The sequence below is a fragment of the Serratia sp. JSRIV006 genome, assembly GCF_019968685.1.
Taxonomy (GTDB): Bacteria; Pseudomonadota; Gammaproteobacteria; order Enterobacterales; family Enterobacteriaceae; genus Chania; species Chania fonticola_B.
The window spans coordinates 4,621,458-4,633,664 of sequence record NZ_CP074137.1; the positions used below are offsets into that span (position 1 = coordinate 4,621,458).

14 protein-coding genes are annotated in these 12,207 nt (G+C 54.3%); 2 read left to right on the top strand and 12 right to left on the bottom strand.

Going from position 1 to position 12,207, the window contains the following annotated elements; all coding sequences use genetic code 11:
• Window positions 1-15: 15 nt before the first annotated feature.
• From KGP16_RS21385 to KGP16_RS21430, 10 genes are all read right to left on the bottom strand, one after another.
• Window positions 16-771, bottom strand: coding sequence for an SDR family oxidoreductase (locus KGP16_RS21385; protein WP_223500305.1), 756 nt, complete (start codon window positions 769-771; stop codon window positions 16-18).
• On the bottom strand, window positions 768-1,811 hold the full coding sequence (locus KGP16_RS21390) for an aromatic ring-hydroxylating dioxygenase subunit alpha (protein ID WP_021806234.1): 1,044 nt from the start codon (window positions 1,809-1,811) through the stop codon (window positions 768-770). The genes KGP16_RS21385 and KGP16_RS21390 overlap by 4 nt, the downstream gene beginning before the upstream one ends.
• Before the next feature lie 20 nt (window positions 1,812-1,831).
• A complete protein-coding gene (locus KGP16_RS21395; RefSeq protein ID WP_021806235.1) occupies window positions 1,832-2,140 on the bottom strand; it encodes a recombinase-like helix-turn-helix domain-containing protein in 309 nt (102 codons plus the stop codon).
• Between the two features lie 2 nt (window positions 2,141-2,142).
• The gene (locus tag KGP16_RS21400) at window positions 2,143-2,460 is read right to left on the bottom strand and encodes a non-heme iron oxygenase ferredoxin subunit (protein WP_021179759.1); all 318 of its coding nucleotides are present in this window, start codon (window positions 2,458-2,460) and stop codon (window positions 2,143-2,145) included.
• A 246-nt stretch (window positions 2,461-2,706) separates the two neighbouring features.
• On the bottom strand, window positions 2,707-3,579 hold the full coding sequence (gene rluF, locus KGP16_RS21405; protein ID WP_166733296.1) for a 23S rRNA pseudouridine(2604) synthase RluF: 873 nt from the start codon (window positions 3,577-3,579) through the stop codon (window positions 2,707-2,709).
• A gap of 111 nt (window positions 3,580-3,690) precedes the next feature.
• Window positions 3,691-4,611 (bottom strand): agmatinase, encoded by a 921-nt coding sequence (gene speB, locus KGP16_RS21410; protein ID WP_021179757.1) that lies wholly within the window; start codon window positions 4,609-4,611, stop codon window positions 3,691-3,693.
• Between the two features lie 193 nt (window positions 4,612-4,804).
• Window positions 4,805-5,527, bottom strand: a complete 723-nt coding sequence (gene msrA, locus KGP16_RS21415; RefSeq protein WP_223500306.1) for a peptide-methionine (S)-S-oxide reductase MsrA — start codon at window positions 5,525-5,527, stop codon at window positions 4,805-4,807.
• A 20-nt stretch (window positions 5,528-5,547) separates the two neighbouring features.
• On the bottom strand, window positions 5,548-6,048 hold the full coding sequence (msrB, locus tag KGP16_RS21420; RefSeq protein WP_223498321.1) for a peptide-methionine (R)-S-oxide reductase MsrB: 501 nt from the start codon (window positions 6,046-6,048) through the stop codon (window positions 5,548-5,550).
• A gap of 227 nt (window positions 6,049-6,275) precedes the next feature.
• Window positions 6,276-8,252: a biosynthetic arginine decarboxylase gene (speA, locus tag KGP16_RS21425; RefSeq protein ID WP_021806238.1), complete on the bottom strand. Its 1,977-nt coding sequence runs from the start codon at window positions 8,250-8,252 to the stop codon at window positions 6,276-6,278.
• Window positions 8,253-9,001: 749 nt separating this feature from the next.
• Window positions 9,002-9,148, bottom strand: a complete 147-nt coding sequence (locus KGP16_RS21430) for a hypothetical protein (RefSeq protein WP_021179752.1) — start codon at window positions 9,146-9,148, stop codon at window positions 9,002-9,004.
• Here KGP16_RS21430 and metK point away from each other — a divergent pair.
• Window positions 9,147-10,301, top strand: coding sequence for a methionine adenosyltransferase (metK, locus tag KGP16_RS21435; RefSeq protein ID WP_021806239.1), 1,155 nt, complete (start codon window positions 9,147-9,149; stop codon window positions 10,299-10,301). The two genes, KGP16_RS21430 and metK, sit on opposite strands and share 2 nt — an antisense overlap.
• A 194-nt stretch (window positions 10,302-10,495) precedes the next feature.
• Window positions 10,496-10,954, top strand: coding sequence for an IS200/IS605-like element IS1541C family transposase (gene tnpA / locus KGP16_RS21440; RefSeq protein ID WP_032908551.1), 459 nt, complete (start codon window positions 10,496-10,498; stop codon window positions 10,952-10,954).
• A 180-nt stretch (window positions 10,955-11,134) separates the two neighbouring features.
• On the opposite strand, the gene KGP16_RS21445 is transcribed toward tnpA, so the two are convergent.
• Together KGP16_RS21445 and KGP16_RS21450 are read right to left on the bottom strand one after the other, a co-directional pair.
• A complete protein-coding gene (locus KGP16_RS21445; RefSeq protein ID WP_024484362.1) occupies window positions 11,135-11,287 on the bottom strand; it encodes a Hok/Gef family protein in 153 nt (50 codons plus the stop codon).
• Between the two features lie 476 nt (window positions 11,288-11,763).
• Window positions 11,764-11,916, bottom strand: coding sequence for a Hok/Gef family protein (locus KGP16_RS21450; RefSeq protein WP_037375722.1), 153 nt, complete (start codon window positions 11,914-11,916; stop codon window positions 11,764-11,766).
• Window positions 11,917-12,207: the final 291 nt, after the last annotated feature.

The window sequence follows — 12,207 nt, forward strand, 5'->3', positions numbered from 1 at the left end:
CTGTCCGTCAGGCGGTCAGTTAAACACAAAACCACCGTTGACCGGTATCAGTTGGCCGGTGACAAAATCCGCCAGCGGCGACAGCAGATAGAGCACGCTACCGGTCACATCGTCCGGATGCTGTGCGCCTGCCAGTGCCCGGCCCTGCTCGTAAAGCTGATGCCGTTCGGCAGGGACATACTCAGTGGCTTCAACGCGCGTCAGGCCCGGTGCAATGGAGTTGACGCAGATGCCCTGCGGCCCCAGCTCACGTGCCATGGAGCGGGTCATCGAGATGATCGCCCCTTTGCTCGCCACATAGGCCATCAGTTTGGGCGCGCCCCACAAGGCGGTATCCGAGGCAACGTTGACGATTTTGGCATGCGGCGTTTGGGCTAATAATGGCACCGCCGCCTGACTCACCAACCAGGTCCCCCGCACGTTGACCTGCATGACCTTGTCCCACAGCTCAATGTCGTATTCCATCATGGTTTTGCCACCGACACCGGTTGCCATCGCGGCGTTGTTCACCAGCCCGTCGATCGCGCCGCCCTTGGCAATCGCACTGAACGCCGCAGTGATGGATTGCGGTGAAGCCAGATCGATAACCTGAGCTTCAACCTGTGCCCCCTGCTCACGCAGGCTAGCGGCGCTGTCCTGCAACTCCTCCGCCAGGATATCGCACATCACCACGCTGGCCCCGGCCTGAGCCACTGCGGCGGCAAAGCTGCGCCCCAGCCCACGCGCCGCTCCGGTGACTACGATACGCTTTCCTGCCAGCAAGCCGCTCACTGTGCCGCCTCCAGCTCGCTGAGCGTTGCCAGCTGCTTTTGTGCCTCTTTCTGCATCATACGGCGCAGGCGGGAGAGGCCCACGTCATGCTGATACAGGTATTCACGACCGCGCGCGTTCGGTGCCATGTTCTCCAGCACGATGCGATCCTGCTCCAGTACGTCCCAGTGCAGTTCTTCCAGACGGTTGCGGTACATAAAACGCCATGCGTCACGCTGCCAGTCTTTCACTTTGCGGATACGCCAGAAGAATACCCGGCAGTGATCTTTATCTTCCGGCACCACCATGCCGATGATCCAGAAGTGGCCGCCCGGCCCAAAACGCTTTTTGTAAGGGATCGACAGGCGCATCCAATAGGCACCGCTGCTGCCAAATTCGACCCAGTCGAAGTTCACGCCAATCTGGCCGTTCTTTTTAAAGATGAAACCGCTGTCGGTAGGTTCCAGCGCCATATCGGCCTTGCGATCCCCTTCCGCCATCGAATGTGATGAAGAGTGCAGGTAGGTGCCATGCATCGGATCCATCACGTTTTCCAATGCGTATTGATAGTTACAGTCCCAGCTGGCGGTACACAGGAAGTTACTGTAATTGGCCTCATCCGCCAGTTCCTGCGGGAAGCTCAGTTCGGCAGGCTGTTCGTCGGCGGTGACGCCGAAATACAGGAACACCGCACCGTAAGCCTCTTTCGCCGGGTAGGATTTCAGGCATTTTTGCCCTACCAGCGGGCAGCGGTCTACCGCTGGCACATCTTTAACCTCGCCATCGCCACCCACTTCAACGCCGTGATACCAGCAGGCAATACGATCGCCAAGGTTCCAGCCCATCGACAGGCGCGCGCCACGATGCGGGCAACGATCTTCCAGTGCGTGGATCGCCCCTTGTTTATCGCGCCACACCACAATCTGTTGTTCAAGACGGGTGATGCCCACCGGGTTGTTACCCACTTCCCAACTGGCCAATACCGGGTACCACATACCGCGCAGGCCCTGATCCAGATAGTCTTGTACCGTCTGCGCGGAGGATGCTGTGTTTGCTGTCATTGTCCTTCTCCCTGTGCGGCTCAGAAACCGTTGACGTGTAGGAATTCGCGGAACGTGGCTTCATTCCATGGCTGACCACTGCGATCGAACAGGCGACGCTGATTGAGCGCGCTGACGATCTGCTCCAGCTCCTCCGCCCCTTGCTCGAAGATCTCTTCCAGCGCGGCTACCAGCGCGGTTTCAAACCCGTCTGGCACGCGCGCCCGGGTTTGCCAGATCACATTCTGAAACTGGCCGGGTTGATGGATTTGGCCGTTGCCGCCCTCACGCGCCGGGATAACCTGTTGGGTATCCGGCAGCCAAGGGTTGAAATCGGTAATGTGCTGCATGCTTATTCCTCCGCGATAAAGGTGATTTGGATTTGATTGTCGATCACCCGGGTAGGGTAGGTTTGCAGATCACGGCCACCGGGTTCGCGCAGGCATTGGCCGCTACGCACATCGAACACCGCTTCGTGCAGTGGACACTCCACTTTTCCGTCATCGACAAACCCTTGGCTGAGCAAGGCATAGGCATGCGGACAGACGTCTTCCAGCGCGTAATATTGACCGTCGATCAAATAGACGCCGACCTCTTTTCCCTCAATATTGGCGGAGAAAGGAAAATCTTCTTTAACTTGAGACACTTCGCACACGTTCTTCCAGCTCATTGCTTCTGTCCTCTATCTGATTGTTTCATATATGAAACTCAGTTTCTTATTTAATACAGTCACTATAGATATGGCGAATCTTTCGTCAAGCCAGCAAAGGGAAGAATGTTAATGATTGGTTATTTTAAAGTTACAACTGCGGAGTGGATCACGAAAAAATGCACCAGGGGTGAAAACAAAGCAAAACGGCCCCAGTCATCAAGACTGAGGCCGTTTAATCCGTAGTGATTGGCAGAAAACGCCGACTTAGCGCCCTTTCTTCTTGCGCCCTGGCTGAGCAAAACGCTTACGCGCTGGAGCTTGACTGCCCGCTTTATCCGCGGCTTTCTGCCCGCCGCTCACCGGTTTTTTTACCGCCGGCTTGGGCTTGGCCGCTTTCTTGGCGGGTTTGGCCTCTGAGGACGAGTCCTCGATCAACTTAAACAACTCAACCAGTTCGTCGTCCGTCAGATCGCGCCATTCCCCTAACGGCAGCCCAGACAGGCCCACGTTCATGATGCGGGTGCGCTCCAGCTTGGTCACCTCATATCCAAAATGTTCACACATGCGGCGGATTTGGCGGTTAAGCCCCTGCACCAGCACGATACGGAATACAAAGGGGGCTTCTTTCTTCACCTTACATTTCTTGGTCACCGTGCCCAGCATCGGCACTCCGGCACCCAAACCACGGATAAAATCGTCGGTCACCGGTTTGTTAACCGTGACCAGATATTCTTTCTCGTGGTCGTTACCGGCACGCAGGATCTTGTTCACCAGATCGCCATGGTTGGTGAGGAAGATCAGCCCCTGCGAATCTTTATCCAAGCGTCCAATCGGGAAGACACGGGTGCTGTGGTTGACGAAATCGACAATATTGTCTTTCTCACCGTCTTCGGTGGTACTGACGATCCCCACCGGCTTGTTCAGCGCAATAAAAATCAGGTTGTCTTCGTTACGGGGTTCAATCAGCTGCCCGTTAACCTTGACCACGTCGCCAGCGAATACCCGATCGCCGAGCGCCACGCGCTTACCGTTGATAAAAACATTGCCCTGTTCGATGTAACGATCGGCATCGCGACGCGAGCAGATACCGCTCTCGCTAATATATTTGTTGAGGCGTATAGATGGTTTAGTCAGCACGGTTCCTCCGTAAACGCGAAATACACTTTATCTTCACGGCAATATTTTCATGATGGGGTGCGGGAGATTCGGGGCGCAGCATACAGCGCCCCTCCCCATCCAGCAATCTGACTATGCCTGCTTTTTGGACGCCTGTAGATACAACATTTCCAGGCCCAGCGTTGCCGCTGCCAGTGCGGTGATCTCAGACTGGTCGTAAGCCGGAGCCACTTCTACCACATCCATGCCGACAATGTTCAGTGACTGCATACCACGCACCAGTTTCAGGGCGCGATCGGAGGTCAGGCCGCCGATCACCGGGGTGCCGGTGCCAGGTGCGAAAGCCGGATCCAGGCAGTCGATATCGAAGGTGAGATAAACCGGCATATCGCCAACGATCTGTTTGATCTGCGCCAGCAGATCGTCCACGCCACGATCGTTAACCTGCGCAGCATCCAGTACCGTGAAGCCGTTGTCACGGTCGAACTCGGTACGGATACCGATTTGCACGGAATGGTTGGGATCGATCAGGCCTTCGTTCGGCGCATGGAAGAACATGGTGCCGTGGTCAAACTTGCTGCCGTTGGCATAGGTGTCGGTATGGGCATCGAAATGCACCAACGCCATTTTGCCAAAATGCTTGGCATGCGCGCGCAGCAGCGGCAGCGTAACGAAGTGGTCACCACCGAAAGAGAGCATGCGTTTGCCGGCTGCCAGCAGTTTTTCTGCGTGCGCCTGCAGTTTGTCGCTCATATCCTGGGCATCACCAAAGTTGAATACCACGTCACCACAATCGACCACGTTCAGACGATCGCGCAGATCAAAGTTCCAAGGCCAGCGCGCCCCTTCCCATGCCAGATTGGTAGAAACCTGGCGGATCGCCGCAGGGCCATGACGCCCACCGGCGCGGCCGGAGGTAGCCATATCAAAAGGAACACCGGTGATCACCCACTCTGCATCGCTATCGTAAGGCATAAAGTTCAGCGGAAAGCGCAGGAAACCAAAGGCGTTGGACACTAAGGAATTATCGGGCTGATGGCCTAAGGTACTCATATTTACCCTCATTTTTCAACGGTTCGCCCGTAGCCGGACGCTTGGGCGGTAGCAAAAAAAAATCCCTCCCGCGTCGTTAGCCCGACGAGAAAGGGATTTATTCGATGTCTGTTTCAATGGGTAGATTATCGCCGCAATTGGTTCACTCTTCAAGGTACTCGTCATTACCAAGTATAGAAGAGACAACCTGTCATCAGTTAACCAATAGCGGCTCTGTGCGATATTGCACCGGGAACAACTGCTGTAATTGTTTTACCTTCGGCAAATCATTCACCACGATATAGGGCTGATCCGGGTTAAGGGTGAGATAGTTTTGGTGGTAAGCCTCGGCAGGATAAAAATGACCATTGTCCTCAATGCGGGTCACCAGCGGTTTGGCAAAGCGTTTACTGGCATCCAGCTGTGCAATATAAGCCTTGGCAACCTGCTGTTGTGACGCCGTCAGTGGGAAAACGGCTGAGCGATATTGCGTGCCACTGTCCGGCCCTTGGCGATCGAGCTCGGTTGGGTTATGTACTACCGAAAAATAGATTTGCAGCAGTTGGCCATAGGTAATCTGCTGTGGATCAAAGGTGACCTGCACCGACTCTGCATGGCCGGTATCCCCTCCACTGACGGCCTCATAATTAGCCGTTTGTGCCGCACCTCCGGTATAACCGGATATGGCATTGGTCACGCCTTTAACATGTTGGAACACCCCTTGTACGCCCCAGAAACAACCACCGGCAAAGATCGCGGTTTCCGAGCGCGATGTCGTCGGCGCTTCGTCTATTACCGGCGCAGGGATCGCTACCGCCGCCTCGGCATCACCAAGTGGCCAAGCCACGCTCTGCAAACAGAATCCGGCGGCAACCACTATCGCGCCCCATATGCCGTATTTACCCAGCGATGGTAGCGTTTTGTCTACGTTTCTCATGTTATTCCTCACTATTCTGGTTAGGCAGAGCTTGGCGTGAACCGCATGGCGATGCCATTCATGCAGTAGCGCAAACCGGTGGGTTGCGGGCCATCATCAAATACGTGCCCCAAATGCCCACCACAGCGACTGCAATGCACCTCTTCGCGGACCATGCCCAGCGTTCGATCCTTACGCGTCGCCACCGCCTGTTCGAGGGGTTGCCAGAAACTGGGCCAGCCGGTGTGGCTGTCAAACTTGGTGTGGGAAGAAAACAGCGCCTGCTGGCAACCCGCACAGGCAAACTGCCCCTCGCGATGCTCATCGTTAAGCGAGCTGCTGTAAGGGGGCTCTGTGCCTTCCTCGCGCAAAACCGCATATTGGCTGGCAGAGAGCCGTTGCCGCCATTGCTCTGCGGTATAGTTGACGGCAAACGTCTCCGCCATCGCCGAACGAGAAAAAAGGGCAGGCAGCACGCCCACGGCATAGGCCACAGAGAGTGCCCCGCCGCCCAGAATAAAATACCGTCTGTTGATCATCATCGTTACCTCTGGTGCTATTCACCGACAATGACAAACTACAGAGAAAGTCGTGACCAAATCCTCACGGAGAGTTCACAAATTTGTGATAACTGGGAACGCTGCATTAATACGTTGAAAGTTTAAATGGAATTTCTAATTTGGCGGGGTAAGGGCTAAGAGGGAAAAATGAAGGAGCGCAGCCTCTGCCGCGCCCCTGGATAGGAAGTATGTCAGCCTATCGGCATAACTTACTCATCTTCGAGATAAGTATAGCCATACAGACCAGCCTCGAACTCTTCGACAAATTGCGCCTGCAACTCCGCGTCAAGATCGGTTTCTTTCACCTGATCGCGGAATTTAGCCAGCAGCGCGATCGGATCGAGCTGCACGTATTCCAGCATGTCGGCTACGCTATCGCCTTCATCAGACAGCTCGGTTTCTACGCTGCCATCAGGGAACACAAACACATCCACCGACGCCGTATCGCCAAACAGGTTGTGCATATTGCCCAGGATTTCCTGATAGGCACCAACCATAAAGAACCCCAGCAGAGGCGGGTTTTCCGGATCGTACGGCGGCATCGGCATGGTAGTGGCTACGCCGTCACCATCAATATAGTGATCGATGGTGCCATCGGAGTCACAGGTGATATCCAGCAATACCGCACGGCCTTCCGGCGGCTTGTCCAAGCCTTCCAACGGCAAGACCGGGAACAGTTGGTCGATACCCCAGGCATCCGGCATCGACTGGAACAGTGAGAAGTTGACGTAGAACTTGTCCGCCATCCGCTCCTGCAATTCATCAATGATTGGCCGGTGCGCGCGATTGCTCGGATCGAGCTGCTGCTGGATCTTGTTGCAGATATTCAGATACAGCTGCTCGGCATAGGCACGCTTGGTCAGATCCAACATACCATGGGCATACTGGGTATGCACATCGTGCAGATCCATCTGGCTATCGTGCAACCATTCACGCAGCGAACGACGGTTTTCCGGCTCGTTCATTTCCTGCCAGGTTTCCCACATGCTTTCCAGAGCGCGCGGCGCATCTTCGACCGGAGGAACCGGCTCACAGAATTCGTTGCGCTCAACGCCAATAACGTTGGAAACCAGCACCGTATGGTGGGCAGTTACGGCACGGCCAGACTCAGTGATCACCGTTGGATGCGGCAGGCCATGCTCATTACAGGCATCACCGATCCCCCAAATCACGTTGTTGGCATATTCATTCAGGCCATAGTTGACCGAACAGTCGGACTGCGAACGGGTGCCTTCATAATCCACACCCAGGCCGCCACCTACGTCGAAACATTGAATGTTTACGCCCAGCTTATGCAGCTCGACATAGAAACGCGCAGACTCACGTACGCCAGTGGCGATATCGCGAATATTGGCCAACTGAGAACCCAGGTGGAAATGCAGCAATTGCAGGCTATCCAGGCGGCCCGCTTCACGCAGGGTCTCCACCAGCTTCAATACCTGAATGGCGGCCAGACCGAACTTGGATTTCTCACCACCGCTCGACTGCCATTTACCTGCCCCTTGTGAGGCCAGGCGGGCACGCACGCCCAGGCGTGGTACGACATTCAGGCGCTCAGCTTCTTCCAGCACCATCTGGATTTCCGACATCTTCTCGATCACCAGGTACACTTTGTGCCCCAGCTTTTCACCGATCAGCGCCAGACGAACATATTCACGGTCTTTGTAGCCGTTACAGACGATCACCGAGCGGGTCATACCGGCATGGGCCAGTACCGCCATCAGTTCCGCTTTGGAACCCGCTTCCAGCCCCAGTGGTTCACCGGAGTTGACCAGTGATTCAATCACGCGGCGGTGCTGGTTAACCTTGATCGGGTAAACCAGGAAGTAACCACCTTCATAGCCGAAGGATTCACGCGCACGTTTGAACGCGGCGTTAATGGAACGCAGGCGATGCTGCAAGATCTGCGGGAAGCAGAACAAGGCGGGCAGGCGCTGGCCATCTTTTTGGCGCTCTTTCACCAACTCGGCGAGATCGACGCGCGCATGCGGGACGTCTGGGTCCGGGCACACGCTGATGTGGCCCAGCTCATTGACGTCAAAGTAATTGTTGCCCCAGTAGGCGACGTTATAAGTGCGCAGCATCTTGCTGGCATTACGATCATTCATGGCAACCTCCTGCATGGAGCGTAAAGATAAATTATCACCCGCTACTGACGGGCGTTGGATCGGCATATCTTCAGACATTACTCGCCTCACCTTGCATACTGACGATATAGTCAGCCACTATCGCAGCTACAACCCGCGAGAACAACCCGGAAACACCCCATTTTAGCAGTGAATTCACCTGCCGTTCGTGGTCAGCGATCGGTTTATACCCAATAGATTTATTGTAAGACACCCTGTTCAAACCTCGTGAATCGGGTAAAGAATCATCCCACAGGAGAGCTGTAGGCTACCCTTGTTCAGTGCTTCAGACAGCCGTTAACCGGCCCGAGAACCCTGAGTAGCGCCCAGATGTGTGTAACATCGGGTAGATGGTGTAGAGACAAGACGGGAAATAGCACAAGAATGCGCGCCAGAACGGCACTGCTGTTGAGAACCAACAACCAGTAGACAACGGATCATTAATCCAACCACCTCCACGCATGCCGCTCGCGATGAACGACAAAGCCTCTATATAGTATAAGAACGTGAACGTTCAATGAAGCGGCGGCCCCATCATTGGGTACCTACGGTAGATCATGGCGCGGCGTTGCCGGGTTTACAGAAAGTTTCAATTTTCTGCAACACGCTGTGCACCAAATGAACCGCGCGCGCAGTTTATACCGGACCCCCGGGCAAAATGCAAAATGAAAATTCGCCAGAAACTGTTTCAAGCGATGAAAATGGCGGCAAGCGGTTTGCCCAAAAGAGCGTTAGGGCAAAAAATTGCTGGCAATCCGGCTAAAGGCTGACCTAAAATAGACGTCCAGATGTTAATCCATCTATACTGATTAACCGATAAACTGCTTAACGGCTTTGCCTGAGGGGCGTTGCAGGATGCATCTCGCCATCAGCGGAAGACCCTTCGCTTTGATGCCCGGATCTCCAGCGCTGTGCAGTAATTTCCAACCCGTCTTTTGCAAGGTAAAGAACACCATGGCTAAACACCTCTTCACGTCCGAATCTGTTTCCGAAGGACATCCGGATAAAATTGCCGATCAAATCTCGGATGCCGTTCTTGATGCCATCCTGGAACAGGATCCAAAAGCCCGCGTAGCCTGCGAAACCTACGTGAAAACCGGCATGGTGCTGGTTGGCGGCGAGATCACCACCAGCGCCTGGGTCGATATCGAAGAGATCACCCGTAAAACCGTGCGTGAAATTGGCTATGTCCATTCCGATATGGGCTTTGATGCCAACTCCTGTGCCGTACTGAGCGCCATCGGTAAACAATCACCAGATATCAACCAGGGTGTTGACCGCAGCGATCCGCTGGAGCAAGGGGCTGGCGATCAGGGCCTGATGTTCGGTTATGCCTCGAATGAAACCGACGTGTTGATGCCTGCGCCAATCACTTACGCCCACCGTCTGGTTCAACGCCAGGCCGAAGTGCGTAAAAATGGTACCCTGCCTTGGCTGCGCCCAGACGCCAAAAGCCAGGTCACGTTCCAGTATGACGATGGCAAAATCGTCGGCATCGATGCCGTGGTGCTGTCCACCCAGCATTCCGATGATATCGCGCTGAAAGATCTGCAAGAAGCGGTGATGGAAGAGATCATCAAGCCGGTACTGCCAGCCGAGTGGCTGACCGCAGGCACCAAATACCACATCAACCCAACCGGTCGTTTTGTTATCGGTGGCCCAATGGGTGACTGCGGTCTGACCGGTCGTAAAATCATCGTTGATACCTACGGCGGCATGGCCCGTCACGGTGGCGGCGCATTCTCCGGCAAGGATCCTTCCAAGGTTGACCGTTCTGCGGCCTATGCTGCACGCTACGTGGCAAAAAACATCGTGGCCGCGGGTCTGGCAGATCGCTGTGAGATCCAGGTGTCCTACGCTATCGGCGTGGCAGAACCAACCTCCATCATGGTGGAAACCTTCGGCACCGAGAAGATCTCGACCGAGCAACTGACCCTGCTGGTGCGTGAGTTCTTCGATCTGCGCCCATATGGCCTGATCCAAATGATGGACCTGCTGCAACCGATTTACCGTGAAACCGCAGCTTACGGCCACTTTGGCCGCGAACACTTCCCATGGGAAGCGACCGATAAGGCAGCCCAGCTGCGTGAAGCGGCTGGTTTGAAGTAAGCCTGAGCGTTAGACGTAACAACGGCGAGCCTGAGGCTCGCCGTTTTCGTTGTACACAGAAAACCTCCAGCTAGGCTGGAGGTTCCGTAAAGCTTTCAGCTTTGAGCCAGTTATAAAAACCCCTTTTGATTTGTTAAAACAGTTTGCGGTCTGGCAACTGCAAACGTTCAACAAGAAATCAAAAGGGGGTCCCTATGGGGGACGAAAAGAGCTTAGCGCACACGCGATGGAACTGTAAATATCACATAGTTTTTGCGCCGAAGTACCGAAGAAAGGTGTTCTACGGGGAAAAGCGCAAAGCGATAGGGAGTATCTTAAGAAAGCTGTGCGAATGGAAAAACGTGAATATTCTGGAAGCAGAATGCTGTGTGGATCACATCCATATGCTTCTGGAAATCCCGCCCAAAATGAGTGTATCGGGCTTTATGGGATACTTGAAGGGAAAGAGCAGCCTGATGCTTTATGAGCAGTTTGGCGATTTGAAGTTCAAATACCGTAACAGGGAGTTCTGGTGCCGAGGGTATTACGTTGATACGGTGGGGAAAAACACAGCCAGGATACAAGAATACATAAAGCACCAGTTGGAAGAGGATAAGATGGGTGAGCAGTTGTCGATCCCGTATCCAGGTAGCCCGTTTACGGGCCGTAAGTAACCCATAAATGCAAATGTCAGATCGCAATGCGCCTGTTAGGGCGCGGCTGGCAAGAGAGCCTTATAGGCGCATATGAAAAACCTCCGGCTATGCCGGAGGATATTTATTTGTAGATGGGTGCTCGTAGATCTGTACGCTTACAACCAACGGGCGGGAGCTCGCCCCCGCCGTTGGGTTGCCTTACCGTTCGGATTCGTAGGCCAAAATGGCCGCAACCTCCGTGTTGCCCGATCGAATGCGCAGCTCACAAAGCTTGCTGCGCGTTATCCATACCAACAAGATTACGGTGGTACAGATAACGACCAGTTTTACGATATCTCCTCTGTTTGGCATTATGCCTCCTTATCCTTGCCTCACGGCGAGTAAGAAGCTAACCTAACGTTGTTGGGCGTTAGAGTTGGCCTCGGGTTGATATTATCGACCTGGGGCTTTTCTCTTTGTACCTTTCGCTCAGGCTCCAGATACAAAGATCCAGAGCACCCACCCGCAGTATATTCATCTCACCAGCCTGACTGGCGGCCGTTTTCCCCCTAACTTTCAACTTTGCGCAGTGCCACGCAATGCATTGTAACGGCCTGAAAAAAAGCGCTAAATGACAGTGGCAATATTGCTGAATGTGTAAGAGGGCAGGCATGAACTTACCTGAACGGTCACAATGCCGCGCCTCTTGTAGAGAGAAGGATGAAGTGTGTCAGCAGTCTGAAACGACGAACCGTAAGTCCGTCGCTTGAGTTTGTATGAGATGGGTGCTCGTAGATCTGTACGCTTACAACCAACGGGCGGGAGCTCGCCCCCGCCGTTGGGTTGCTTTACCGTTCGGATCCGTAGGCCAAAATGGCCGCAACCTCCGTGTTGCCCGATCGAATACGCAGCTCACAAAGCTTGCTGCGCGTTATCCATACCAACAAGATTACCGTGGTACAGATAACGACCAGTTTTACGATATCTCCTCTGTTTGGCATCATGCCTCCTTATCCTTGCCTCGCGGCGAGTAAGAAGCTAACCTAACGTTGTCGAGCGTTAGAGTTGGCCTCGGGTTGATATTATCGACCTGGGGCTTTTCTCTTTGTACCTTTCGCTCAGGCTCCAGATACAAAGATCCAGAGCACCCACCCGCAGTATATTCATCTCACCAGCCCGACTGGCGGCCGTTTTACCCCTAACTTTCAACTTTGCGCAGTGCCACGCAATGCATTGTAACGGCCTGAAAAAACCAAGGGCCCAGCAATGCTGAGCCCTTGGTGGCAAAGGTG

What these genes read in the sequence shown, in the direction of transcription:
- metK (WP_021806239.1), top strand. Translation starts at nt 9,147, where the DNA reads ATGGCTAAACACCTCTTCACGTCCGAATCTGTTTCCGAAGGACATCCG.
- speA (WP_021806238.1), bottom strand. Translation starts at nt 8,252, where the DNA reads ATGTCTGAAGATATGCCGATCCAACGCCCGTCAGTAGCGGGTGATAAT.
- KGP16_RS21445 (WP_024484362.1), bottom strand. Translation starts at nt 11,287, where the DNA reads ATGCCAAACAGAGGAGATATCGTAAAACTGGTCGTTATCTGTACCACC.
- speB (WP_021179757.1), bottom strand. Translation starts at nt 4,611, where the DNA reads ATGAGTACCTTAGGCCATCAGCCCGATAATTCCTTAGTGTCCAACGCC.
- KGP16_RS21395 (WP_021806235.1), bottom strand. Translation starts at nt 2,140, where the DNA reads ATGCAGCACATTACCGATTTCAACCCTTGGCTGCCGGATACCCAACAG.
- tnpA (WP_032908551.1), top strand. Translation starts at nt 10,496, where the DNA reads ATGGGGGACGAAAAGAGCTTAGCGCACACGCGATGGAACTGTAAATAT.
- msrB (WP_223498321.1), bottom strand. Translation starts at nt 6,048, where the DNA reads ATGATGATCAACAGACGGTATTTTATTCTGGGCGGCGGGGCACTCTCT.
- KGP16_RS21450 (WP_037375722.1), bottom strand. Translation starts at nt 11,916, where the DNA reads ATGCCAAACAGAGGAGATATCGTAAAACTGGTCGTTATCTGTACCACG.
- KGP16_RS21390 (WP_021806234.1), bottom strand. Translation starts at nt 1,811, where the DNA reads ATGACAGCAAACACAGCATCCTCCGCGCAGACGGTACAAGACTATCTG.
- KGP16_RS21430 (WP_021179752.1), bottom strand. Translation starts at nt 9,148, where the DNA reads ATGGTGTTCTTTACCTTGCAAAAGACGGGTTGGAAATTACTGCACAGC.
- msrA (WP_223500306.1), bottom strand. Translation starts at nt 5,527, where the DNA reads ATGAGAAACGTAGACAAAACGCTACCATCGCTGGGTAAATACGGCATA.
- KGP16_RS21400 (WP_021179759.1), bottom strand. Translation starts at nt 2,460, where the DNA reads ATGAGCTGGAAGAACGTGTGCGAAGTGTCTCAAGTTAAAGAAGATTTT.